This is a genomic window from Janthinobacterium sp. 75, from assembly GCF_004365495.1.
Taxonomy (GTDB): domain Bacteria; phylum Pseudomonadota; class Gammaproteobacteria; order Burkholderiales; family Burkholderiaceae_D; genus Janthinobacterium.
This window is the reverse complement of the sequence record NZ_SORD01000001.1, coordinates 337621-361181: the sequence shown is the minus strand read 5'-3', so window position 1 is coordinate 361181 and position 23561 is coordinate 337621. Positions and strand designations below refer to the sequence as shown.

Annotated in this window: 20 protein-coding genes; 9 read left to right on the top strand and 11 right to left on the bottom strand. The window is 61.8% G+C overall.

Annotation, left to right across the window (positions count from 1 at the left end; translation table 11 throughout):
* Positions 1-95 precede the first annotated feature (95 nt).
* Complete coding sequence (locus C8C89_RS01725) at positions 96-1607, bottom strand: response regulator (protein ID WP_133988747.1); 1512 nt, start codon at positions 1605-1607, stop codon at positions 96-98.
* A 434-nt stretch (positions 1608-2041) separates the two neighbouring features.
* Here C8C89_RS01725 and C8C89_RS01720 point away from each other — a divergent pair, with 434 nt between their 5' ends.
* Positions 2042-2545, top strand: coding sequence for a DUF3016 domain-containing protein (locus C8C89_RS01720; RefSeq protein ID WP_101483705.1), 504 nt, complete (start codon positions 2042-2044; stop codon positions 2543-2545).
* A 19-nt stretch (positions 2546-2564) separates the two neighbouring features.
* Here C8C89_RS01720 and C8C89_RS01715 read toward each other — a convergent pair whose 3' ends face one another.
* The 3 genes from C8C89_RS01715 to C8C89_RS01705 all read right to left on the bottom strand — a co-directional run bounded on the left by C8C89_RS01715 (position 2565) and on the right by C8C89_RS01705 (position 5466).
* Positions 2565-3353 (bottom strand): transporter substrate-binding domain-containing protein, encoded by a 789-nt coding sequence (locus tag C8C89_RS01715; RefSeq protein ID WP_133988746.1) that lies wholly within the window; start codon positions 3351-3353, stop codon positions 2565-2567.
* A 71-nt stretch (positions 3354-3424) separates the two neighbouring features.
* A complete protein-coding gene (locus C8C89_RS01710) occupies positions 3425-3868 on the bottom strand; it encodes a thioesterase family protein (protein ID WP_071079638.1) in 444 nt (147 codons plus the stop codon).
* Positions 3869-4014: 146 nt separating this feature from the next.
* Positions 4015-5466 (bottom strand): PQQ-dependent sugar dehydrogenase, encoded by a 1452-nt coding sequence (locus C8C89_RS01705; protein ID WP_133988745.1) that lies wholly within the window; start codon positions 5464-5466, stop codon positions 4015-4017.
* Positions 5467-5734: 268 nt separating this feature from the next.
* Here C8C89_RS01705 and C8C89_RS01700 point away from each other — a divergent pair, with 268 nt between their 5' ends.
* Together C8C89_RS01700 and C8C89_RS01695 are read left to right on the top strand one after the other, a co-directional pair.
* Positions 5735-6841, top strand: a complete 1107-nt coding sequence (locus C8C89_RS01700; protein ID WP_133988744.1) for an S-(hydroxymethyl)glutathione dehydrogenase/class III alcohol dehydrogenase — start codon at positions 5735-5737, stop codon at positions 6839-6841.
* 144 nt (positions 6842-6985) lie between these two features.
* Positions 6986-7219 carry a hypothetical protein gene (locus C8C89_RS01695; protein WP_133988743.1) on the top strand — a complete coding sequence of 78 codons (234 nt, stop codon included), beginning with the start codon at positions 6986-6988 and terminating at the stop codon, positions 7217-7219.
* 12 nt (positions 7220-7231) lie between these two features.
* On the opposite strand, the gene C8C89_RS01690 is transcribed toward C8C89_RS01695, so the two are convergent.
* The gene (locus C8C89_RS01690) at positions 7232-8236 is read right to left on the bottom strand and encodes a helix-turn-helix domain-containing protein (RefSeq protein WP_133988742.1); all 1005 of its coding nucleotides are present in this window, start codon (positions 8234-8236) and stop codon (positions 7232-7234) included.
* Positions 8237-8590: 354 nt separating this feature from the next.
* Here C8C89_RS01690 and C8C89_RS01685 point away from each other — a divergent pair, with 354 nt between their 5' ends.
* From C8C89_RS01685 to C8C89_RS01675, 3 genes are all read left to right on the top strand, one after another.
* On the top strand, positions 8591-11422 hold the full coding sequence (locus C8C89_RS01685) for a DUF6701 domain-containing protein (protein WP_166674649.1): 2832 nt from the start codon (positions 8591-8593) through the stop codon (positions 11420-11422).
* 98 nt (positions 11423-11520) lie between these two features.
* Complete coding sequence (locus C8C89_RS01680; protein WP_101483712.1) at positions 11521-12219, top strand: dienelactone hydrolase family protein; 699 nt, start codon at positions 11521-11523, stop codon at positions 12217-12219.
* 153 nt (positions 12220-12372) lie between these two features.
* Positions 12373-12789, top strand: a complete 417-nt coding sequence (locus tag C8C89_RS01675) for an SRPBCC family protein (RefSeq protein ID WP_101483713.1) — start codon at positions 12373-12375, stop codon at positions 12787-12789.
* Positions 12790-12864: 75 nt separating this feature from the next.
* On the opposite strand, the gene C8C89_RS01670 is transcribed toward C8C89_RS01675, so the two are convergent.
* On the bottom strand, positions 12865-14481 hold the full coding sequence (locus C8C89_RS01670; protein ID WP_133988740.1) for a M28 family peptidase: 1617 nt from the start codon (positions 14479-14481) through the stop codon (positions 12865-12867).
* A gap of 133 nt (positions 14482-14614) precedes the next feature.
* On the opposite strand from C8C89_RS01670, the gene C8C89_RS01665 reads away from it, so the two are divergent.
* The 3 genes from C8C89_RS01665 (at position 14615) to C8C89_RS01655 (ending at position 19998) form a co-directional block, all read left to right on the top strand.
* On the top strand, positions 14615-15460 hold the full coding sequence (locus C8C89_RS01665; RefSeq protein ID WP_101483714.1) for an alpha/beta hydrolase: 846 nt from the start codon (positions 14615-14617) through the stop codon (positions 15458-15460).
* A 281-nt stretch (positions 15461-15741) separates the two neighbouring features.
* A complete protein-coding gene (locus C8C89_RS01660; RefSeq protein ID WP_101484840.1) occupies positions 15742-17904 on the top strand; it encodes a DEAD/DEAH box helicase in 2163 nt (720 codons plus the stop codon).
* Positions 17905-18342: 438 nt separating this feature from the next.
* Positions 18343-19998: a PAS domain-containing methyl-accepting chemotaxis protein gene (locus C8C89_RS01655; RefSeq protein WP_133988739.1), complete on the top strand. Its 1656-nt coding sequence runs from the start codon at positions 18343-18345 to the stop codon at positions 19996-19998.
* 109 nt (positions 19999-20107) lie between these two features.
* Here C8C89_RS01655 and C8C89_RS01650 read toward each other — a convergent pair whose 3' ends face one another.
* From C8C89_RS01650 to C8C89_RS01630, 5 genes are read right to left on the bottom strand one after another with little or no spacing between them, the layout of a single operon-like run.
* A complete protein-coding gene (locus C8C89_RS01650) occupies positions 20108-20416 on the bottom strand; it encodes an outer membrane protein assembly factor BamE (protein WP_133988738.1) in 309 nt (102 codons plus the stop codon).
* Positions 20413-21213: a hypothetical protein gene (locus C8C89_RS01645; RefSeq protein WP_133988737.1), complete on the bottom strand. Its 801-nt coding sequence runs from the start codon at positions 21211-21213 to the stop codon at positions 20413-20415. The genes C8C89_RS01650 and C8C89_RS01645 overlap by 4 nt, the downstream gene beginning before the upstream one ends.
* Before the next feature lie 48 nt (positions 21214-21261).
* A complete protein-coding gene (locus tag C8C89_RS01640) occupies positions 21262-21621 on the bottom strand; it encodes a nucleotide pyrophosphohydrolase (protein ID WP_133988736.1) in 360 nt (119 codons plus the stop codon).
* A complete protein-coding gene (locus tag C8C89_RS01635; RefSeq protein WP_133988735.1) occupies positions 21618-22079 on the bottom strand; it encodes a GNAT family N-acetyltransferase in 462 nt (153 codons plus the stop codon). The genes C8C89_RS01640 and C8C89_RS01635 overlap by 4 nt, the downstream gene beginning before the upstream one ends.
* A 35-nt stretch (positions 22080-22114) precedes the next feature.
* The gene (locus C8C89_RS01630; protein WP_243857868.1) at positions 22115-23557 is read right to left on the bottom strand and encodes a cytochrome P450; all 1443 of its coding nucleotides are present in this window, start codon (positions 23555-23557) and stop codon (positions 22115-22117) included.
* Between the last annotated feature and the right edge of the window lie 4 nt (positions 23558-23561).

Here is a 23561-nt window from a genome sequence, read left to right as displayed (position 1 = left end):
CGCCCGTATTGGGGGCTAGTGCCGAAGCGTGTTTTGCCGGCGTGCGTATCGCTCTGGGGCACTTGGCTTTTTGATGAACCGCGTAATCCGACCTACTAATCAGGGAAACGCTGATTCAACGCAAGCGCTTCGTCGAGATTCGCAATCAGCAACTCCACATACTGCGGGTCGAGGTGGCTGCCGCTCACTTCGCGCAGGTAGCTGACCACGCGCTCCAGGGGCCAGGCGTCCTTGTAGCAGCGCTTGTGCATGAGGGCGTCGAAGACATCGGCGACGGCGGCGATGCGCGCGTATTTGTGGATGTTTTCGCCGACCAGGCCTTGCGGATAGCCGCTGCCGTCGTACTTTTCATGGTGCTGGTGGGCGATCACGGCCGCTGCTTTGAGCAGCGGGCGCTGCGAGCCGTCGAGGATGGACATGCCCACCGTCGGATGCTGCTTCATGATTTCCCATTCGGCCGCGTCGAGCTTGCCCGGTTTGAGCAGCACGGCGTCAGGCGTGGAAATCTTGCCGATATCATGCATGGGCGCCGCGTGGCGCAGCACCATGGTTTCCTCTTCCGACATGCCGGATGCCTGCGCCAGCAGCTGGCACACTTCGGCCATGCGGCGCACGTGGTTGCCGCCTTCGTGCGAGCGTGATTCGACCACGTCGCCCAGGCGCAGGATCAGTTCGGCCTGGGTATCGGTGATTTCCTGCGTCAGCAGGATGTTGTCGAAGGCGATCGCCACGCCGGAGCAGAATACTTCCAGCAATTGCGCATCGAGGTCGGAAATCTCTTCCACGCCTTTGAGTACCAGCAAGGATGCCTTGCCGCTGCTGTTCGGAAAATAGCCGACATAGGTGTCGCCGTGCAGGCGCGAGATCTTGTTGCTCTTGGCATCGTCCAGCTGCGACAGCAGTGACGGGCTGAGGATGCCGCCATCGGCTTCATGGTCGCCGATCTGCGCAAGGATTTCATAATCCTGTTCGCCCGTGATGGCGCTGGCGCCGCGCAGGCGCAGCAGCATGCTCGTTTCCAGGCGCAGCAGGGCGACGACTTGCTGCAGCAGGCCGCTGGCGAAGTCGCGCAGGTTGCGCTGCTTGAAGATATGCGCCGACGCCGCGATGACTCTTTCCAGGCCTTCGCGATAGTGCAGCTGGGCCAGGCGCGCCTCTTCCACCTTCATGATGTCGCGGTAGGCGCGCAGGGCGGCAAAGGTGGTGGTGAACAGCTTGGTGCGGTCCAGTTCCGTCTTTTCCTTATAGTCGTTGATGTCGTAATTGACGATCACCCGTTCTTCCGGCGCCTGTCCCGGCTGTCCCGTGCGCAGCACGATGCGCGTAAACTGGTTGCCCAGGTCTTCGCGCATCCAGCGCGCCACCTCCAGGCCGCTGTCTTCGCGTTCCATCACCACGTCGAGGAAGACTAGCGCGATGCCTTCTTCGCGCGCCAGCACCTGCTTGGCTTCGGCGCCGCTATACGCATGCACGAAGCTCAGGGCGCGGCCCTCGAGGCGGAAACGGCTCAGTGTCAGTTTGGTGATGTCGTGGATGTCGGGTTCATCATCGACGAGCAAGACTTTCCAGGGGAGTAACTTGGGTGAGGCTGAAGACAAAAATGACATAAGGGCGAGTTCCGCTAAAAGGCATAACTGACGCAATGCTGAGACGCCCGCGCCAGGCTAGCCTGTGCGCCACGACTGGCGTTGCGCGTTTTTTGGGCGCATTTTATCGATTGTAGACTGACGGCCAAGTATTAACAATAAGCAAGAAAAATTGACCAACAACATGCAACACAGCTGCTAAAAAAACACTTTAAATGCCTGCTGCTGACACTATCTATACTTTATCGCTTAGGCAACTATATTTTCAAGACAATACTTTGTTTTAATTAATATTGCCAATGAATCTGCAAAAAAATACGCCGTTCCGCCTTTCTCACGGAAAATCAGAAAAGTAACAAGGTATGAATTTCGCGTCAGAATGGGGTGGAGCGCGCTATATTGAATAGGCATAAGAAGTGGCCCCATGCCACTCACTTTTCCTGAAAGGGTACATCATGCAAAAGCAAACGACGCGCGCCCTGATCGCCGGCCTGGCCTTGCTCGCCAGCAGTGCGGCCTGGGCAGGAACCGAGGTGCATTTCAGCAAACCGGATCAATTCACGGATGTCCCGTTCAATCCGCACGAACGGGAAGAGGCGTTAAAGGAACTGAGTCGGCATTTCGCGAAGCTGGGCGCATCGCTGCCACCCGGGCAGACCTTGAAAATCGACGTCACGGACGTGGATCTGGCGGGACGTGAAGATCCCGCGCTGCGTGCAGGCCAGGATATCCGCGTCATGAATGGCCGGGTCGACTGGCCGCGCATGCGCCTGCACTATGTGCTGGAACAGGATGGCAAGGTCATTCGCAGTGGCGATGCAGCCTTGTCCGACATGTCGTACCTGACCCGCATCAATCATTACTTCAGCAATGAAAAGCTGCGCTATGAGAAGCTGATGATCGATGACTGGTATGGTGACACCTTCGGCATCAAGGTGAAGCGCCAGGCGCGCAAGTAAGCGAGCATGCACCGCTATGTCAGCGCAGGTACGCCCCTTCGATGCGTGCCAGCTGGCCGTTCTGCCGCATGGCAAGCAGGGCCGCATTCATCTTGTTGATGAAGTCGGCCTTGTAGGCGGGCGTATTGCGCGCGCTGTAGGCAATGTAGGTGGCTTCGGATGACAGTTCCAGCACTTCGTGCAATTGAAAGGCGTATCTGTCCAGTTCGCCTTGCAGTTGGCGCGCCGTGTGGCGTGCCGCGCCGCGGTCGCTGGCGTAGCAATCGATGCGCCGCAGTGCCAGTTTCTTCAGATTGGCTTCATTGCCCTTGGCCGCTTCCAGGTGCAGCAATCCCTGGCGGGCCGGCGCCATCAATTTTTCCGACAGCAAAAAACCCGTGTTGACGCCTATGGTCAGGCCGGCGAAATCGGCAGGAAAATGCGTGCGCGGCGTGCGCATCACGGCATCATGGCAAAACAACACCACCGATTCGCGGTACAACATGGTCGAATACGGTTGCACGTACGGCCGTTCCGTCTTGTACCCGGGCGGGAACAGGCCGAATACCTGGCCTTTTTCCAGCGCATCGAGACCCCGTTTCCAGGGACGCGGCTGCAGTTCCAGCCGGTAGTCGGGCATCGTGCTGGCTGCCAGGCGCAGGATATCGATGTACATGCCCTTGAAGACGCCGTTTTCCACATAGCTGTACGGGGCATAGTCGTCGTCGCCGTACAAAATGACGGTTTGCGGCGCGGCCAGGGCGGTCGTCGGCCACAGGCCCGGCAAGGCCAGGGCCAGGCATAGTCTTGCCGTTATCGCTGCTTGCATGCCGCTCCAGTGTTAATGTCTTCCTGGCAAGCATACAGCATGGCGGCAAGGCGACCCGCTTAATCCAGCCCTTAATCGATCCAGTTCACCTGCGGGAACTTGCTACCGAACTCTTCCGGCATCGGCACGACCTGGCTGCGCTTGTAGTTGAAAAACACAAAGCCGGACTTTGCCATCGCGATCAGGGTGTTGTCGCGAGGACGCGTGATGCGGAAGGTGATGTCGCCCCCATATTTATTAAAATCCATGACGCCCACTTCGAACAGCAGCTGGTCGCGCGCATGGGCTTCGGCACGGTAGGTAGTGGCCAGGTCGGTGACGATGATGCCGGTGCCGTCCGCTTCGATGTCGCGCACGCCGAACTCGAACAGGAAGCGGGCGCGGGCCTCGGAAATCATGGAAATCATGGAGTCGTTGCCGAGATGGTTGCCGGCATTGATGTCCGTGGTGCGTACCGTCAGTTGCGAGGAATAGCAGTACTGGTCTTCGGGAAATTCAAGTTTCAAACGGGCCATGGTGTTCTCTTGGGCTGATGCGCAGGGCGCGGCGTAAAAAAACCATTTTAGCCGGTTCCCCGCGCCCCGTCGAAAAACGCCCTCAGCCGCGTGCGCCACCATGTCCGCCTGCGCACGCTTATTTGCGTACGCTTATTTATGTACGCTTATTTACGGACGATCTGGTAGACCTTGCCCGTGCCGCTCAACATGTACAGCTCGTTTTGCGCATCCTGGCCAAACGACAGGATATTGCCCACGTTAGTGATGCCCCAATCTGTCACGGCGGAAGCCGTGCCATTGCCGTAGCTGAAGCTTTTTAGCCAGCCGCTGCAGTAGTCCGAATACAAGTACTGCCCGACCAGTTCCGGCAGGGCCGAGCCCCGGTATACATAGCCGCCCGTGACCGAGCAACCGCCGGCAGCATCGTGGCTGTATTCGATGGCGGGCAGGACCAGAGCCGCCTGCGTGCAACTGCTGCTGTTGTAGCAGTGCGCGCCTTCCATGATGTTCCAGCCGTAATTGTTGCCCGCCTGGCCCATGGGGCGCACATCGACCTCCTCCCAATTGGCCTGGCCCACGTCGGCGATATACAGCAGCTGGGCCGGCATGTCGAAGGCGTAGCGCCACGGGTTGCGCAAGCCATACGCCCAGATTTCCCCGCGTGCGCCGGGCATGCCGGCAAACGGATTGCCAGGTGGAATTGCGTACGGCTGGGCCACCGTGCTGGCGTTGACGTCCAGGCGCAGCAGTTTTCCCAGCAGGACGTTCGTATTTTGCGCATTGCCGGACGGATCGCCCGCGCTGCCGCCGTCACCCGTGCCCGCATACAGGTAGCCATCCGGGCCAAAGCTGAGCAAGCCGCCATAGTGGTTGCTGAACGTGGGGTGGGGTATCGTGAGGATGGTCAGGGCGGACAGGGGATCGGCCACGTTGGCGTTGCCCGCCGACACTTGTCGGCGCTCGATGACGATATCGCCGGCCAGGTTGGTGTAATACAGGAAGAAATAGCCGTTGCTGGCATATTGCGGATGGAAGGCCATGGATAACAAGCCCCGTTCGCCGCTGGTGCTGGTCAGGCTGCTGATGTCGAGGAAGGGCGTGGCCAGCAGGCCGCCGTTCTGTACTACGCGGATGCGGCCGGGGCGTTCGAGAATGAAGAGGCGGCTGTCGCCGGGCGGCGCCGTCAGGAAGATGGGCGCGCTCAAGCCGCTGGCCACTTCTTGCAGGGCCAGGGCCAGCGGTGCCGTGGCTGCATAGGTGACGCCGGCGCTGGCCGTGGCGTCCGCATTGATTTGCACCTGCTGCGTGACGGGCGTGGGGGCCAGCGTTACCGTGCCTTGCGCAACGCTGGCGGCGCTGAGCATGTAGGCGCCGGGCGCCAGCTTGGTGAGCGTGGTGCTCGCCGTCAGCAGCTTGCTGTAGGACGCGGGCCCCGTGACCGTGACTGCGCCCGCCACGCCGGCCGGCAAGCCGCCGATGGTGACTGCCAGGCTGCCGGTGGTGGCGCCGGGTGGTGGGTGGTCTTGGCCGCCGCCACAGGCGGCCAGCAGGGCCAGGCAGCATGCCAGCAGCAGCGCTGGCCAGGTGATGGGCAGTCGAAATAGCGAGTTGCGCATGTCAGTCTCCTGCGGGAACGATGAAATGGCGAGTCAGTGAGATGCATCAAGGGAATGCTGTTACGTCAAGAATGCACGTTTTTGTGCCCGCAAGATTGAGCTTGCGCAAGCGTACGCCTGTCATACACCGCGCTTCCGTGCGCTGCTGCACGGTACGGCGGCATCGGACAAATGCGCCGCGTTTTCAGACAAGCACGGGGCCAGCTGCCCCATCGCGTCCGCCGGCGCCCGATAATGGCGAATCTGAAACCGAGCAGGAAGAATCCCCATGAAAACCAAAGCCGCGATTGCCTGGAAGGCGGGTGCCCCGCTGACCATTGAAGAAGTCGACCTGGCCGGCCCGCGCGCCGGCGAAGTGCTGGTCGAGCTGAAAGCCACTGGCATTTGCCATACCGATTACTACACCCTGTCGGGCGCCGACCCGGAAGGTATCTTCCCGGCCATCCTGGGCCACGAAGGCGCCGGCGTCGTCGTCGATGTGGGTCCGGGCGTGACGACCCTGAAAAAGGATGACCACGTTATCCCCCTGTACACGCCGGAATGTCGCCAGTGCAAGTTCTGCCTGTCGCAAAAGACGAATTTGTGCCAGGCCATCCGCTCCACGCAGGGCCGCGGCCTGATGCCCGATGCCACCAGCCGCTTTTCGCTGAATGGCCAGCCGCTGTTCCACTACATGGGCACCTCGACCTTTTCCAATTACATCGTCGTGCCGGAAATCGCTCTCGCCAAGATCCGCGAAGATGCGCCGTTCGACAAGGTCTGCTACATCGGCTGCGGCGTGACGACGGGCGTGGGCGCGGTATTGTTCTCGGCCAAGGTGGAAGCGGGCGCGAATGTGGCCGTATTTGGCCTGGGCGGCATCGGCCTGAACGTGATCCAGGCGGCGAAAATGGTCGGCGCCGATAAAATCATCGGCATCGATATCAACCCGGCGCGCCAGGCCATCGCGCGCAAGTTTGGCATGACGCATTTCATCAATCCTAACGCGGTGGAAAACGTCGTCGATGCCATCGTGCAATTGACCGATGGCGGTGCCGATTATTCATTTGAATGCGTCGGCAACACGACGCTGATGCGCCAGGCGCTCGAGTGCACGCACAAGGGCTGGGGAAAATCGTTCATCATCGGCGTGGCGGCAGCGGGCGAGGAAATTTCCACGCGGCCATTCCAGCTGGTGACGGGGCGTGAATGGCGCGGTTCGGCCTTCGGCGGCGCACGGGGCCGCACGGACGTGCCGAAGATCGTCGACTGGTACATGGAAGGCAAGCTCAATATTGACGACCTGATCACGCACCGCTTGCCGCTCGAACGCATCAATGAGGGTTTCGACCTGATGAAGAGCGGAGAATCGATCCGTTCCGTGGTGCTGTATTAATCTTCTTGTATTAATCTTCCTGTATTGATCGCACCGTAATGTACTCAATGCGCAACACTTGACGGACGGGGCAGGGCGGCAGGCTGTACTTCGCTGCCTGCGCCTGCTAGTGTGAAGGCATCCGCCTTGCTTTGGGAGCCGTTCATGTTTGCCACTGCCTACCTCGCCACGTTGCGCCGCATGCTGCCCATCTTCTTCGGCGCGGCCCTATCCTCCCTGCTGGCCTTGTGGTGGAGCAATGCCGCCATCCTCGCCTCGCCCGCCATCTGGCTGGCGCTGCTGGCCACCTATCTGCTGTGCGCGCTGATGTTTACGCCGCTGGCCTGGCACCGCCAGCAGTTGGCCACGCGCCACGTGCGTACCAAGAAGTCGCGCTGATTCTCGCTGCGCCTAACGCGCCGTGCTGGAAAAGCGTTCGCGGTAGTCGCGTGGCGTGATGGCGAGTTTCTTTTGAAACAGGCGGCGCAGCCTTTCCTCGCTGTGCAAGCCTGCCTGCACTGCCACCTGTTTTAAGGAGGACACATTGTCTTCCAGCAAGCGGCGCGCCACTTCAAAGCGGGCCGTTTCGATGAATTCCGTGGGGCTGCTACCCGTTTCGCGCTGGAACACGCGCGTAAAATTGCGCTCGCTCATGGCCAGCCTGGCCGCCAGCAGCGGTATGCCGAGTTCTTCGTCCAGGTGTTCCATGATCCAGCCCTGCAACTGGCGGATGGTTGGGTGCGTGGTCATCTGGCTCGACAGGTGCACGGAAAACTGCGACTGGCCGCCGGGCCGTTTCAGGTACACCACCAGGTCGCGCGCCACTTCCAGCGCGATATCGCGGCCGAAATCGTCTTCCACCAGGGCCAGGGCCAGGTCGATACCTGCCGTCACGCCGGCCGACGTCCAGAATTTCCCCTCTCGCACGAAAATCGCATCGGCATTGACCTGTATCAAGGGATAGCGCTGACGCAGGCTGTCCACGGCGCTCCAGTGCGTGGCGGCGCTCTTGCCGTCGAGCACGCCCGCTTCGGCCAGGAAGAAGCAGCCCGTGCACAGGGCCGCCAGGGTCGTGATGCGCGGCGCCGCCTCGGCCACCCAGGCGGCGAGGGCGGGGAGGTCCTGCAAGACTTGCTCGACATGGTGGCAGCCGACGATGACGGCCAGGTCGGGAAGGCGGCTGGCATCGAGCGCCTTGCTGGCGTGCAGCGACATCAGGGTGTCGGACTCGACGGGGCCGATGGCCGTCGACGCGATGCGCACGTCGTAGCCACCGGGCAGATTGCGCAGGCGCAAATGGGTGTTGGCGTAGTCAAACACTTTCATGGCGCCGATGGCTTCGAGCGCCTTGAAGCCTGGATAGACGATGATGTCGACGGTGCGCAGGGGGAATTCTTTGGGGCTTTGCTTGATCATGCGAAGTACGTGTGGGTGGAAAACACTGCCATAATGCAACACCTGCGATGGTACAGCTTAGCATGAGATAGTTAATGTGCCGCCCGCCACCTCCCATTTATCCGATTTCTGAACATCGTGCGCATACACATTTTTTTCCTTGGTTTGTTCTTCTTGTTATCGACCGGCATGGCCCAGGCGGCCACCCTTAATTTCGATGGCGGCGCTGTCGCTGGCTGCAACGTGAACGAAGCCAGGACAGAGTATACCTGCGCGTCCCTGGCGATGGAGTGGAACGACGCCGTCGTTATTGCCACTGGCATCAGCGTTGTAGTCAACAGCCCTGTGACCATAACGTATAACCAAGGCTTGACGATGAGAGGCACAGCTACCCTGACGGCCAAGGGAGATATCAATGTCAGCGACAACCCGCCATCGAGTTTGAAAATAAGTGGCGGTACCATTATCGCCAATGGCGGCACCTTCATCGCAGGCGGGCAGAACGGGCAAAACATAGTCGCCAATATCATAGCGTCGTCGATCAAGCTGGGTGGTAGTCCGATCAGCGTGACAGGCAATCTTAATACAACGGGTGCCGTCACTATCTCTGCCCGTTCGACCGTGAATGGCGCTATCCAAGGCGGCTCCGTGGCCATCGAGGCTGATTCCAAGGTCACAAACGGTATTAGCTCGACAGGGCCAATAAATCTCGCATCGAGAGTGAATGTCACGGGGGCTATTACCGGTACTACCATCGTTACCGCTTCCGCTGTCGTTATTGATGGCAGCATCACCGCCAGCACCTCGCTCTTGATCGAGTCTGCAAGCAAGGTGACGGGCAACCTGACTGCCCCTTCCATCCAACTCAAGTCGACGGACCTGGTTGTGACGGGCGATGTGAAGGCATCCCAGACGCTGGTCGTTGAGAACAAAGCTACCATCAAGGGCAATGTAGAAGGTGGAAACGTGACCCTTGGGAATTCCGATGCGACCATCACCGGCAACGCCTTGGTCGATCACATTACATTGGGATATCACGGCCGGGTGCAGCAGACCATTACCTGCAAGGCCTACACGCCGTCCAATCCGTGCAGCTGCGTGACGAACAACAGTGGCTGGGCCTTCAATGAACCGATGGGGCCGAAGTGCGGCCCTGGCACCCAGGCGGGGCCGCATCATTTCCAGATCACGCATCCGCCCTCGGCGCTGAGCTGCGCGCCTGCGCCCGTGACCGTGACGGCCTGCGCCGACGCGGCCTGCAGCGCCATCTACACAGGCGCGGCCGAGGTCACGCTGACGCCGGGCGGCGCGGTGGCGCAAATCAACGCCACCCAGCCGGCGACGGGCACGGCCACGTCCAGCGTGGCGCAGACCACGCCGGCCAGCAACGTTCCCCTGAGCCTGAGCAGTACGCTGGCGACGACGGGGGCGCTGGTCTGCAAGAGCAGCGTCGACGGCAGCATGACCAATTGTCAGATGGCATTTGTGAGCAGCGCGCTGCAGGTGAGCGGCATACCCCGTTATGCCGAGGTCGAGGAGCGCATCGCCATCAGCGCGCTGCAGGCGTCGCCATCGAATCCGCGCGCCTGCGTGCCCCTGTTTGCCAACCAGAACAAGACCTTGCAGCTGCGCTGCACCTATGCCAATCCCGGCACGGGCACCTTGCCCGCGCGCATACAGGACAAGGATGGCACCTACATCCCCCTGGCCGCCAATACGGGCAGTGCCTGCAGCGCGGGCGGTGCCGCCGTGCCGCTGGCCTTCGATGTCAACGGCCAGGCCACGCCGAACATGCAGTACGCCGATGCGGGCGCGCTGGGCCTGACGGCCGCGTATGCCTCGACCAGCGGCAGCGACAGCGGCTTGAGCATGACGGGCAGCGGCAATGTCATCGTGGGTCCCAAGCGTTTCGCGTTCAGCGCCATCGCCACACCGCAGCGCGCCGGGCTGGCCGCGGTGCCGGCGGCGCCGGCCACCCGCATCAGCGTATCGGCCTTGAACGCGGCCGGTGCCGTAACAGGTAACTTTGGCCGGGAAACGACGGCGCAGACGGTGATGCTGGGCAGTATCCTCGTCGCTCCCACTTTTGGCGCGGCCAACCCCGCAGTCGCGGGCAGCCTGGCCTTCAACAATGGCAACGGCATAGGCACCGCCAGCAACATGAGCTGGCCGGAAGTAGGCACTATCCAATTTACCGCCACCTTGCCTGCCTACCTGGGGTGGACGTTGCCACCTGTCAATGGCATCACGCCACCGGTGGCAACAGGCAATAGCGCCAATGTGCAATTCATTCCCCACCACTTTGCGACGGCAGTGACCGGGACGGTGCCCATGCCATGCGTTGCGCCACTGACGTGCGTGGGTGCGCAGGCGGGCCAGACCGCGGGCAAATTTGTGTATTCCAGACAAGCGTTTGGCTTGCGCATCACGGCGCAGAATGCATCGAATGCGACGACGATCAATTTCGACGGTCAGGACAAGAGCTTGCCGGCGAACGTGGCTTTGCAGGCCTATGATGCAGCCACTGGCAAGACGGCTTTGCCACCGGTCGATCCTGCGGGTAGCCAGCTCACCGATGGCACCGCCGCGCAGACTGTCGTGAGCGGCATCGCCGCAAGCAATTTCAAAAAAGGCGTGGCCGACACCGTCATCGCTTATCGCTTTCCCGGCGCCTATGCGGTGCCAGCCGGTGCTACAGTGCTGGCGCCACCCACCGACGTGCTGTTCCGCGCCACCACCACGTACCCAGGCGTCGGCGTCGTGACGTCGGCGCCGTCCGCCTCGGGCACGGAAGGAAAGTTGACCGTCCTGACGGGCCGCATGATGGTGCCGAACAGCTATGGTTCCGAGCGCCTGCCCATCCGGCTGCCCGTGCAAGTGCAGTACTGGAATGGGCGCTGGGTGAGCAATACGTCCGACAGCGTCACTACATTTACCCAGGCCGCCGTCGTTCTGGCCAACTGCCGCAAGATGCTCACTTCCGGGGACGGCGTGTGCAATGGCGCCACGAAGGTGCAGGGCGGGACCTATGCCTTTGTCGCAGGGCTTTTGCCTCCCAACGGGAGCCTGATGTTGCTGGCCCCTGGCGTGCCGGGCAGCGTCGATGTCTCCGTGCCCGGCCTGACCTACCTGCCCAGCACGGTGGGCAGTGTCGTGTTTGGTGTCTTGCGATCCGGTCCCGTTATTTATTTGCGCGAGATGTATTAACTCCTGGCCAAGAGCCGAGAGGTGCCGGCACGGGAAGGGAGAAAAACCAGTAACATGCCTGGCTGTGGCATTCCCCTCAACCTCAGACTGGAGTTTCTATGAGCACAACTTCGCAGTGGATCGATATCGCCGGCCCGGACGGCAGCTTCCAGGCTTATCTGGCCGTGCCGCATGTGGGCAAGGGCCCCGCCATCATCCTGTTGCAGGAAATTTTCGGCGTCAACGAGCACATCCGCGCCGTGGCCGATCAGTACGCGGCCGATGGTTACGTGGTGCTGGTGCCCGACCTGTTCTGGCGCGCTGGCGCGCACATCGAGCTGGGCTATGACGCGGACGGCTGGAAGCGCGCTGTGGAATTGATGCAGGCCACCGATAATCCGCATGCCGACGCCGATATCGCCGCCACCGTTGCCGTCTTGCGCGCGCGCCCGGAAGTGACGGGCAAGCTGGCCTCGGTCGGCTACTGCTTCGGCGGCCGTTTGTCGTTTCAAACGGCTGCGGCCGGCCTGGTCGACGCGGCCATCGCTTATTACGGCGGCGGCATCCAGAACAAGCTGGACCTGGCCGACCGGATCAAGGTGCCGCTGCTCATGCATTTCGGCGACCAGGACAGCCACATCCCGCTTGACGCCGTGCAAAAGATCGCCGAACGCTTCGACGACCGGCAAGACGTGGAAATCCATATCTACCCGGGCGCCGAGCACGGTTTCAATTGCACCCACCGCGACAGCTACCAGCAGCGCGCCGCAGCCCACGCGCACGGCAATTCCTTGATTTTCCTGGCGGAAAACTTGTAAGACTTCCTCGCCAGGCTGGCCAGCCGCTATTGTCTAGCCCAACGCGCGCTCAGCAGCAAAGCCGCATGGGCGCTAAAATAGCGGCTGTGCCGGGCAACTCCGGCCGGCCGGGCGGAGTTGCCCGGCAAACCTGGATGAGGAACCGAATTAAAGATGGCCCAAGTAATTGTTTCTGTAACATTGGCGGCAAGCGCCGAACGCGTGTGGGATTTTATCGGCGGCTTCCAGTCGCTGGCTGAATGGTCGAGCTCGATCAAAACCAGCCTGTCCGAGCATGGCGGCCGCGTGCGCCGCCTGAAAACCACGGACGGCGCCATCATCGCCGAACGCCTGCAAAGCTACAGCGAGGCGGACAAGAGCTACAGCTACACCATCGTCTCGGGCCCGATCCCCGTCAAGAATTACCGTTCCACCTTGCGCGTCACGGGCGAGCCGGGCGCAAATGAGTGCGTGGCGGAATGGTCTAGCGAGTTCGACGCGGCCGAGGGCGTGGAAGAGGTCATGGTGGGCGCGTTTCAACATTTGTATGAAACGGCGTTCATCGACTTGAAACGCATCATGGCGATTTGAATCAACCAGTGTAGGTCGGATTAGCGGCTACGCCGCGTAATCCGACACCACCGCTAATCCGACCTACGCTAGACGTTACCGCTTCACCTTTCCAAACGCCTCGCCCTTGTTCCAAGTAGGCAAGTTCTTGTCGTTTGCGACTTCATAGCCGAGGTTCAGTGTGAATTGCGCCTGCTGCACCATGCCCGACAAGTCCCACGACGGGTGGTATTCATCCGTTACCTGATGGTAATCCTTTTTAAACGCGACCAGGCGCTCGCCGGAGGCTTTCGGCTCCTGCACGAAGTCGAACGAGCCGTCGCCGGAAAACACGGCCGAGCCCACGTTGAAGGCGGGCACGCCAGCCTTGGCGAAGGCAAAATGGTCGGCCCGGTAAAAGGCGCCGGACAGGTCGGGTATCGTCGGCGCCAGGCGCAGGCCCATGCGCTTGGCTACCTTGGCGGCGCTCGCGTACAGGCTGCTGCGCTCGGCGCCGGCCACGCCGATGTCGTGCGTCTTGCCGACGAAATTCATGCTGTCGAGGTTCAGGTCGGCGGCCGTCTTGGCCAGCGGCCACAGGGGCGCGCGCGTGTAGGCCGTGCTGCCCAGCATGCCCGTTTCCTCGCCGGCCGGCCACAGGAAGATCTGCGTGCGGCGCGCCGGCTGTTTCACGGCCACCTGCGCCATGGCCAGCAGGGCCGCCGCGCCCGAAGCGTTGTCGATGGCGCCGTTGTAGATATGGTCACTCTGGCCGCTGCGGCCGTTGCCTACGTCATCCTTGCCCAGGTGGTCCCAGTGGGCCGAGTAAATGACGGCTTCGTCCTTCAGTTTCGGGTCCGTGCCTGGCACGATGCCGGCCACGTTGAATTGCTCGATGCTGCGGATCTGGCTGTCGACTTGCACTTTGACCGTGGCATTCAAGGCCACGGGGCGGAACTCGCGCGTTTCCGCCTGTGCGCGCAAGGCGTCCAGATCCTGTCCGCCCGCCTGGAACAGGGCGCGCGCCGTGTCTTCCTGCAGCCAGCCTTCCATGGCATTACCCGCGCCAGCCAGGCTGAAGCGCTCGTGGCCGAAGCCATTGGCGGGCACCGACCACGGATACGAAGCGGACTCGGTCGTATGGATCAGCAAGACGCCGGCGGCGCCCTGGCGCAGCGCTTCCTCGTACTTGTAGACCCAGCGGCCGTAATATGTGAGGGACTTGCCGGCAAAGCGCTTCGGCTCGGCAGCGGTCGGCTGCGGATCGTTGACCATCATGATGAGCAACTTTCCTTTTAAATCTACACCCTTGAAATCGTCCCAGCGCTCTTCGGGAGCACGGATACCGTAGCCGGCAAACACGACGGGCGCGTCGAATGCCACCTTGTCCTTGCCATTGGCGGCACCAAAGACGATGTCCTTGCCGAATGCGGGAGCGAGGGTCTTGCCGCCGACGCTGAACGTCACCTTGCTCGATGGCAAGGCCTTGCTGCCGACGATGCTCAGCGCCTGGCGGTACGTGCCATCCTTCAATGGCTGCAAGCCGGCCACGGCCGCCTGGGTTTCCAGGTAGCGCACGGCCAGGTCGCCGCCGCGCTGGCCCGTGCCGCGTCCTTCGAGCAAATCGTCGGCCAGGAAGGACAGATGGGCGCGTAGGGGCGCTTCGGCAACGAGCGGTTGGGCGAGGGCGGCCGTGCTGAACAGGCTGGCGGCGAGGACGTAGGGAAAACGCATGACAACTCCAAAAGTGAATACGGGAAAGCAAAGCAGCGGCAATCTTACTCTACCGCAATGCCCAGCGTAGCGCGCGGCGTGTGCGCGACATTGCGGCCACAATGGCAGTTGGCCCACCGACAAGGAGCGTTCCATGACTGCCACTGACTTGCAATCGAGCAATACCCTGCGTACCGCCGACGGCACCCTGATCTACTACAAGGACTGGGGCAGCGGTCCGCCCGTCGTCTTCAGCCACGGCTGGCCGCTGTCGTCCGACGCCTGGGAAGACCAGATGTTTTATTTGGCCTCGCATGGCTACCGCGTCATCGCGCACGACCGGCGCGGCCATGGCCGCTCCAGCCAGCCCTTCGACGGCAACGACATGGATACTTATGCCGATGACCTGGCCGCCCTGATCGAGGCGCTGGACTTGACGGGCGCCACCCTGGTCGGTCACTCGACGGGTGGCGGCGAGGTGGCGCGCTACATCGGCCGCCATGGTACGGACCGCCTGGCGGGCGCGGTGCTGGTAGGCGCCGTGCCGCCCCTGATGCTGCAGACGCCGGACAACCCGACGGGCTTGCCGCTATCCACCTTTGACGCCATCCGCGCGGGCGTGCAGGCCGACCGCAGCCAATTCTTCCGCGACTTGAGCGAGGCCTTCTATGGCTACAACCGCCCCGATGCAAAGCCGTCGCAGGGCGTGCGCGACAGTTTCTGGCGTCAAGGCATGCAGGCCGGCATGCCGGCATCCTATCTGTGCATCAAGCAATTTTCAGAAACGGATTTCACCGGCGACCTGGCCAGGTTCGACGTGCCGACTTTGGTGATCCATGGCGACGACGATCAGATCGTGCCCATCGCCGCCTCCGCTCGGCGCACGGCTGAGCTCGTCATCGGCAGCAAATTGCTCGTGTATGCGGGCGCGCCGCACGGCCTGGCGACAACGCACAAGGACCGCCTGAATGAAGACTTGCTGGAGTTCCTGCGCACCTGAAAAGGGGCGGGCGCCTTAGTCGCGAGGCGCCCGCCGTTGCCGTTGCTGCGCAGAACAGGCGCAGGCGGCACATTGTTGTGTATCGTTTAATGTTGGCAAAAGTTAGCTAAATCACGCGCCAATTGCGTGCGGATCACCGATTTTTCTGCCTTTTTTCGGTCCATATGCCGCAAAAAACGGCGTTCTGCGGCATGCAGCCACCCGGTAAGGTCCAGTAAAGAGTAAACTAGCAGATACACTCTTTCGCATTGGGCGATTCGAGCGAACTTGTGAGTGATTTCATGTCTGATACACCAATTTCCTTATTTTCCGACCTCAACCTGAGCGAGCCGCTGATTCGCGCGCTCAAGGATGTCGGTTACGAAACACCGTCGCCTATCCAGGCGGCCACGATTCCATTGTTGCTCGCTAACCGCGACGTGCTGGGCCAGGCGCAAACAGGCACGGGTAAGACCGCCGCCTTCGCCTTGCCTATCCTGTCGCGCATTGATCTGAAACAAAGCTCACCCCAAGCCCTGGTCCTGGCACCGACGCGCGAACTGGCCATCCAGGTCGCCGAAGCGTTCCAGGTGTACGCTGCCCACATCCCCGGCTTCCATGTACTGCCGATCTACGGCGGCCAAAGCTACGGTCCGCAACTGTCGGCCTTGCGCCGCGGTGTGCACGTCATCGTTGGCACCCCTGGCCGCGTCATCGATCACCTGGACAAGGGTTCGCTCGACCTGTCCAAGCTGAAAACGCTGGTGCTCGACGAAGCCGATGAAATGCTGCGCATGGGCTTTATCGACGATGTCGAACGTATCTTGAAAGAAACGCCGGATGGCCATCAAACGGCCCTGTTCTCGGCCACCATGCCTTCCGTCATCAAACGCATTGCCACGACGTACCTGGTGAACCCGGCCGAAGTGACGGTTGCCGCCAAGACGGGCACGGCCGACAACATCCGCCAGCGCTACTGGCTGGTGTCGGGCATGCACAAGCTCGACGCGTTGACCCGCATCCTGGAAGCGGAAGCGTTTGACGGCATGATCATCTTCGCCCGCACCAAGCTGGGCACGGAAGAGCTGGCTGGCAAACTGCAAGCCCGCGGCTTCTCGGCTGCCGCCATCAATGGCGACATCCAGCAAGCGCAGCGCGAGCGCACGATCCAGCAGTTGAAAGACGGCAAGATCGACATCCTCGTGGCAACCGACGTGGCCGCCCGCGGCCTGGACGTCGAGCGCATCAGCCACGTCGTCAACTACGACGTGCCGCACGATCCGGAAAGCTATACCCACCGCATCGGCCGCACTGGCCGCGCTGGCCGCAGCGGCGAAGCGATTCTGTTCATCACCCCGCGTGAAAAGAACTTGCTGAAAGCCATCGAACGCTCGACTCGCCAGCCGATCAGCATGCTGGAACTGCCAACGATCCAGGCCGTCAACGACGTGCGTATCGCCAAGTTCAAGGAACAGATCAGCGAAACCCTGGCCCTGGGCGAACTGGAGCAGTTCCAGTCGCTGATCGAAGATCTTGAACGCGAAAAGAACATTCCCGCCATCGAAATCGCCGCCGCCCTGGCGAAGATGGCGCGTGGCAATGTGCCTTTGTTGCTGGACAAGAACAAGGCGCGCGAGCAAGCCACGTGGCAAGACGACCGTCCTGTGCGCCAGGACCGTTTCGAGCGCAACGATCGTCCGGAACGGGGCGACCGCTTCGAGCGTAACGAGCGCAGCGAGCGTGGCGAACGCCCGGCCTTCCCGAAAAAGGAACGCATTCAACGTCCAGCCGACGCCGGCATGCAAACTTTCCGTATTGAGGTAGGTCATCAGCATGGCGTGAAACCGGGCAATATCGTGGGCGCCATCGCCAACGAAGCGGGCATCGATTCTAAAAATATCGGCCGCATCGAAATCTATGACGATTACAGCGTCCTGGACTTGCCAGACAGCATGCCGAAAGAATTGCTGGACCAGCTGAAAACCGTGTGGGTAGCGGGCCAGCAGCTGCGCATCAGCCGCGACGGCGATGCACCTGACCTGGCGCCGCCAGCCGCGCCGCGCAAGCCGTTTGCCGCCAAGTCCGCGCCAGCGTTCAAGGATGCCCCGGCCGACGCGGGCGACGCAGCACCAGCGCCGCGCGCGCCGAAGAAGGAACGTCCACGCCCGGGCGTGACGGCTTACCGTATCGAAGTGGGCCGTGAGCACGCCGTGACGCCAAGCAACATCGTCGGCGCCATCGCCAACGAAGCGAACCTGGAAGCCAAGCATATCGGCCGCATCGATATCTTTGACAACTACAGCGTGCTGGACCTGCCGGAAGGCATGCCGCCGGAAATCCTCGACCACCTGAAATCGGTCGTGGTCTCGGGCCAGAAATTGCGCATCAGCCTCGATGACGGCACGACGGAACGCAAGCCTGCGGCTCCGCGTCCGAAGTCGCCACCGCGTAAGACATTCAAGTAAGCCATCCCCACGGGCGCTCCGGCGCCTGTGTCGCGGATTGGAGACATATCCCCCACTGGCGCGTTCGCGCCAGTTTTTTATTTTCCCTCAGTAAATGTTCATGATGGCTAAGTCATGCCTGCCGGCAGGCGTCGCCAAGTGCCGCCAGTGATTGCAATGCTTCCGCGTCTTTTTATCGGCATACACACCATATTTATTGTCTGCCGCATCGTTACATAAATTTTTATTAATTATTGTGTGTGCACGCAATTTGAATATCGCATTTCAATAAAATCAATTAAGTTGAATCAAAGTAAATTGTAAAACATAAATAAATTAACTTTTATTAAATTGTTTGACCAGCATCACTGTCGCCTTGGCGATATCTTGCCGGTGCTTGATGTGGTATATTGTTTTTATGTTTTTGTTATGCTAGTTGAAAAAAATAGAGGAGCGACGATGCGGGTCAATACGCCAATCACGCAAAATGAATACGTATTAAATGAAGGCATGACGATTGTTTCCACCACGGATTTAAAGGGAAACATCAATTACGCCAATCAGTATTTCATTGAAGTCAGCGGTTTTTCAGAAATGGAACTGCTGGGTGCGCCACAGAATATCCTGCGTCATCCCGATATGCCGGCCGAAGCCTTTGCCGACCTGTGGGATACCATCAAGACGGGCATGCCATGGACTGGCATGGTCAAGAACCGCTGCAAGAATGGCGATTTTTATTGGGTCTTCGCCAATATCACCCCCGTCATTGAAAACGGCCGTCCGATCGGCTATATGTCCGTGCGTACCAAGCCCACGCGCGAGCAGATCAATGAAGCGGCAGCCCTGTATAAAAGTTTTAAAGATGGCAATACCGCCAGGCTGGCGATTCGCAAGGGCCGCGTCGTGCGCCAGGGCTGGGCCGCCAAGCTGGCCGAATGGCGCAAGCTGAGCCTGTCGCAAGACCTGGCCCTGCATTGCATCGTCTTTGGCGTGGTGCTGGCCATCCTCGGCTGCGCCGTGTGGAATATCGATGGCGATACGAGCACGGCCACGCGCAGCTGGCTCAGTGGCGCGGCCGCCGCGGCTGTCGCGCTGATGCTGTATTTCTGGGCCCATCTGCACAATTCGCTGGTCGCGCCGCTGGGCGACGCCATCACGGTGGCGCGCAAGATGGCAGGTGGCGACCTGACGGGCGTGATCGACAAGGTGCGTGATGATGATATGGGTCAATTGATGGCGGCCTTGCGCCAGACCAACATCAACTTGCACAGCATCATCGGCGACGTGCGTGCCAACTTCGAGGATATCCGCGTCACTACGGCGGAAATTGCCACCGGCAATATGGACTTGTCCAGCCGCACGGAATCGCAGGCTTCCAGCCTGGAGCAGACGGCGGCCAGCATGGAGGAATTGACGTCCACGGTGCAAAACAGCGCCGACCACGTCGCCACGGCCAACGACCTGGCAGTGCAGGCATCGACCGTCGCGGCCAAGGGCGGCACCATCGTCAGTGAAGTGGTCACCACGATGAATGAAATCAGCACCTCGTCGCGCAAGATTCTCGACATCATCGGCCTGATCGACGGCATCGCTTTCCAGACGAACATCCTGGCCTTGAACGCGGCCGTGGAAGCGGCGCGTGCGGGAGAGCATGGCCGCGGCTTCGCCGTCGTGGCCGGTGAAGTGCGCAGCCTGGCGCAGCGCTCGGCAACGGCGGCCAAGGAAGTCAAGAATCTGATCGACCATTCGATCGCCACCGTGAATGCGGGCAGCGTGCTGACCAGCAATGCGGGCGCCACCATGGCGGAAGTGATTGCCTCGGTGGCCCGCGTGACGGAAGTGATGGACGAGATTTCTTCCACCACGCGCGAGCAGAACCAGGGCATCGGTCAAGTCAACCAGGCCGTTATCCACATGGACGGCATCACGCAGCAGAATGCGGCGCTGGTGGAGCAGGCCGCTGCGGCTGCCACCAACCTGGCGCGGCGCACCGACAGCGTGGCCCAGTCGATCGGTATCTTTAAATTGAAGGCATCGCCCAAGCGCAAGGCTGCCGGCGTGGGCCGCAGCGTGGGTGCGGGCGTGACGGCAAGGGCACTGTTAAAGGCGAGGTAGCAAAATGCCGGGGTCAGTCACTGCGTGATCGGTATGCTCCCCATTGGGGCGCATACCCCCCGTCGGGTCTGCCCCCAATTTACCCGCCTTCAGCTACGCGCTACAGTCATTACCTCTTTACCCGATACACTTCCCCGCTGCGCACCTTCTGCACCACCCCATCCCCGCCAAACAAAATCACATATTCTCCCTGCGCGCCCGCAGCGGCGGGGTAGTTGTACATCCACACTTCATTGCCGCTGTCGAAACGGATGGACGTGCTGTCGCCTAGCGCCGTGCGCACCTGTTCGCGCGTGCTGCTGCCCGGCTGCACCGTCTGCTCCAGGGTGGCGTAAGGCACAGTCTTGCTTGCCTGTAATGCGCGCGTGCCGGAGCAGGCGGCCAGCGTTGTCAAGATGATCAGTGACAGCCATTTCATGGCGCCACCTCGTCCATGTAAGTAAATTCCAGCAAGGTATCGTCGGGCCAGCTGGCGTCCCACAGGGGTGCGTAATACGTGCGGTCGAGCAAGACCTGGCAATCGCAATAGGGCAGCGAGGCGGGCGTTTGCTCGCCGCCCGCGTACAGCATGGTGAACGGCAGGGCAAGGCGGCGCTCGCCATGCACGAGGGTTACGCCAAACAGGGGACGGTCCGTGAAAAACAAATAATTGCCGTCCGCTTCGGAACACACCTTGTCGGTGCTGTAGAGCATGCTGGACAGCCAGGCGATGATTTGCGGGTTGTTTGAAATCAGGCCCGAATCCATGCCGGCGCGGCATTCCAGGCGCAAGTCGCCCAGGCGCCGCGTGCCGGGCGGCAAGCCGGGCGTGATGACCTGCGCGCGCCAGCTCATGGTGGAAGCCCTGCGGTTGGCGATCAGGATGGCATCCTCGCGCGCGGCTTGCGCGTTGCGCACGGGGGCAAAGCTGTTGTCCTCCGCCAAGGGCAGAGGAATGCTGATGGTGTCGCCGGCGATGCGCAGCTGCACGCCTCTCATGTCCACGCCAGGTTGGCGCGGCAGCAAACGGAAGCGCAGTGTCGCCTGCGGCGCCAGCGCATGGTCGCGCTCGAAGCGGTCCACGCCCTGCAGCATCTTGCGGTAGGATTTGTCGACGGGGTCGCGCGTGGCGTCCACTTTCACTTGCGGCACGGACGCGGTTTGCGCCAGCGCAGCAGCGCTGGACAGTGAACCAGCGAGCAAGCCAGCAAGCAGCAGGGAGAGAGGGATGCGCATGGCTTGATGCTACGCCTTTTTTGCGCGGCAGCCACGCACGCATGGTTGTCAGTATTGCGTCGATTTGCGCGCGTCGCCGCGGACCTGCTGCGCCGGGTACTTCTGTGCGTTGAGCAGCATCTTTTCCAGCACGGCCGCATGCAGGTCGACGCCGCTCTTGTCGGCCAGGCGCACCAGGTACATCAGCACGTCGGCCAGTTCGTGGCGGATGCCCGTGCGCGACGCTTCGTCCAGCTCGCTGTCCGCACCCGTGGGCAGCCACTGGTAGTGCTCTGCCAGTTCCGCCACTTCCACGGACAAGGCCATGGCCAGGTTTTTGGGCGTGTGGAACTGGTCCCAGTCGCGCTCGGCGGCAAAGGCGCGCAGGCGCGCGCGGATGTCGAGCAGGCTGTCGGATGGCGCATTCATGCGGCCACCTGCAGCGGTTTTTCCATGAAGACACTGAACGGATCGTCGGGGTAGTCGCCGTACGGTCCGCGCTGTTGATAGCCGTGGCGCGCGTACAGGGCGATGGCTGCAGGCTGGTGGATGCCCGTCTCCAAGGTCAGCAAACGGCAGCCGCGCGCCAGCGCCTGTTCTTCCAGCAGGGCCAGCAGACGCCTGGCCAGGCCCTGGCCGCGGCTGTCCGGGTGCACATACATGCGCTTGACTTCGCCGAAATCGGGTGTGACGACGATGGCGCCGCAGGCGCGCGCCGTGCCTTCTGCATCGCGGGCAACGGCAAACAGCAGGCTGTCCGGCGGCACGGACGCCAGGTCCAGCGAGTACACGCATTCGGCCGGATACAGGGTTTGTTGATAGGCATCAAGCTCGGCGATCAGGAGCTGCACATCGGCTTGCTGCGGCGATTCCAGGCGGATTGTCATGGGGAATTCAAGTAGATGAGATGTTCTCCATGGTATCACTGTGGTCGCGCCAGGCGCATGGACAGGCCGATGGGCGACATCACAAAGCCCATCAGTTCCTGTGCCTCGCCGCCATCGGGCGTATCGACGCCAGCGATGTCGAAGCTGCCCAGCAGCATGGCCATGGCGATCTTGATTTCCAGCAAGGCCAGATAGCGGCCGGGGCAGGTGCGTAGCCCGGCGCCGAAGGGCATGGCGGCGCGCTTGTCGTTGGCTTCTTCATTGCCGGCCAGCCAGCGCTCGGGCCGGAAAGCCTGGGCGTCGGGAAAGTGCGCATCGGACACGCTGTCATGGCGCATCACGCACCACAGCATGCTGCCGGCGGGGACGGCCACGTCCCCCACCACCGTGTCGCGCAGCGCTTCGAGCGGGATGTAGGGCGCCACCGGCTTCAGACGCATGGCCTCGCTGGCGCAGGCGCCAAGATAGTCGAGGCTGTCCATTTGCGCCAGGCTGAAGTGCGCCACGTCGGGCGCCAGACGCCGCACTTCCTCGCGCGCCTTGGCCAGGGTGTGCGGATGGCGTTGCAGCAGGTAAATCATCCAGGACAGCGTGTTGGCCGTCGTGTCTTCGCCCGCCAGCAGCATGGTCAGCACATTGCCGGCCACGGCGCGGTCGTCCACGCCACTGTCGGCTTCGTCGGCGGCGGCGATCATGGCTTCGAGCAGGTTGGGCGGGCGCACGCGCCGCGCGGGATCGTGCTCCAGGCGGGCCCGCGCTTGCCGCACCAGGTCGGCCACGGCCACGTCCAGCGCCGCCACGTCGCGGTCCAGGCGCCGGTCGACGGGTAGTTTGACATAGCGCCAGTACGGCAGCATCGACAGGCTGCGCCGCGCCACGGCAGGCAGGATCGAATCGAGGTGGCGCTGGATCACGTCCTCGCCCGATTCGAGCGTATTGACTGCCGTGCCGAAGGCCAGGCCGGCGATGATGTCGACCGTGTAGCGTTTCAGGTCGCCATCGAGGCTGATCGTCTGGCCTTGCGTGGCGGCAATGTGCCAGCGTCGCTGCAGGCGCTGCGCCACCGTCACCAGCGCCGGGAAGTAGGCCTTGATGGCGCCCGGCGCCATGCCGGCCATGACCATGCGGCGCTGGTTGCGCCATTGCGTGCCCTCGGCCAGGAACAGGCCCGGGTTGCCGCCCATTTCCACCGAAACCGTATAGCTCGACAAGGGGCGCCGGAAGCCATCCGGGCGGTCGCGCAGCACGGCAGCCACGACTTCGCTGTCGGCCACCACCAGCACCAGGGTGCGGCCGAACCAGGCGCGCACGTAGGGGCCATAGCGCCGGACCCAGCCTTCCACGTCGCGGTGGATACGCGGCAGTTTCACTTGCAGCGCGTTGCCGATAATGGGCAGGGCAAACGGCCCCGGCAATTGGCGGATCTGCCGCAGGGGCGGAGTGGTGGCGGGCGCGGCGGCGTGGTCGAGTGGTGGCATGACA

Coding starts and splice junctions, on each gene's coding strand:
- C8C89_RS01725 (WP_133988747.1), bottom strand. CDS start 1,607: ATGTCATTTTTGTCTTCAGCCTCACCCAAGTTACTCCCCTGGAAAGTC.
- C8C89_RS01720 (WP_101483705.1), top strand. CDS start 2,042: ATGCAAAAGCAAACGACGCGCGCCCTGATCGCCGGCCTGGCCTTGCTC.
- C8C89_RS01715 (WP_133988746.1), bottom strand. CDS start 3,353: ATGCAAGCAGCGATAACGGCAAGACTATGCCTGGCCCTGGCCTTGCCG.
- C8C89_RS01710 (WP_071079638.1), bottom strand. CDS start 3,868: ATGGCCCGTTTGAAACTTGAATTTCCCGAAGACCAGTACTGCTATTCC.
- C8C89_RS01705 (WP_133988745.1), bottom strand. CDS start 5,466: ATGCGCAACTCGCTATTTCGACTGCCCATCACCTGGCCAGCGCTGCTG.
- C8C89_RS01700 (WP_133988744.1), top strand. CDS start 5,735: ATGAAAACCAAAGCCGCGATTGCCTGGAAGGCGGGTGCCCCGCTGACC.
- C8C89_RS01695 (WP_133988743.1), top strand. CDS start 6,986: ATGTTTGCCACTGCCTACCTCGCCACGTTGCGCCGCATGCTGCCCATC.
- C8C89_RS01690 (WP_133988742.1), bottom strand. CDS start 8,236: ATGATCAAGCAAAGCCCCAAAGAATTCCCCCTGCGCACCGTCGACATC.
- C8C89_RS01685 (WP_166674649.1), top strand. CDS start 8,591: ATGAGAGGCACAGCTACCCTGACGGCCAAGGGAGATATCAATGTCAGC.
- C8C89_RS01680 (WP_101483712.1), top strand. CDS start 11,521: ATGAGCACAACTTCGCAGTGGATCGATATCGCCGGCCCGGACGGCAGC.
- C8C89_RS01675 (WP_101483713.1), top strand. CDS start 12,373: ATGGCCCAAGTAATTGTTTCTGTAACATTGGCGGCAAGCGCCGAACGC.
- C8C89_RS01670 (WP_133988740.1), bottom strand. CDS start 14,481: ATGCGTTTTCCCTACGTCCTCGCCGCCAGCCTGTTCAGCACGGCCGCC.
- C8C89_RS01665 (WP_101483714.1), top strand. CDS start 14,615: ATGACTGCCACTGACTTGCAATCGAGCAATACCCTGCGTACCGCCGAC.
- C8C89_RS01660 (WP_101484840.1), top strand. CDS start 15,742: ATGTCTGATACACCAATTTCCTTATTTTCCGACCTCAACCTGAGCGAG.
- C8C89_RS01655 (WP_133988739.1), top strand. CDS start 18,343: ATGCGGGTCAATACGCCAATCACGCAAAATGAATACGTATTAAATGAA.
- C8C89_RS01650 (WP_133988738.1), bottom strand. CDS start 20,416: ATGAAATGGCTGTCACTGATCATCTTGACAACGCTGGCCGCCTGCTCC.
- C8C89_RS01645 (WP_133988737.1), bottom strand. CDS start 21,213: ATGCGCATCCCTCTCTCCCTGCTGCTTGCTGGCTTGCTCGCTGGTTCA.
- C8C89_RS01640 (WP_133988736.1), bottom strand. CDS start 21,621: ATGAATGCGCCATCCGACAGCCTGCTCGACATCCGCGCGCGCCTGCGC.
- C8C89_RS01635 (WP_133988735.1), bottom strand. CDS start 22,079: ATGACAATCCGCCTGGAATCGCCGCAGCAAGCCGATGTGCAGCTCCTG.
- C8C89_RS01630 (WP_243857868.1), bottom strand. CDS start 23,557: ATGCCACCACTCGACCACGCCGCCGCGCCCGCCACCACTCCGCCCCTG.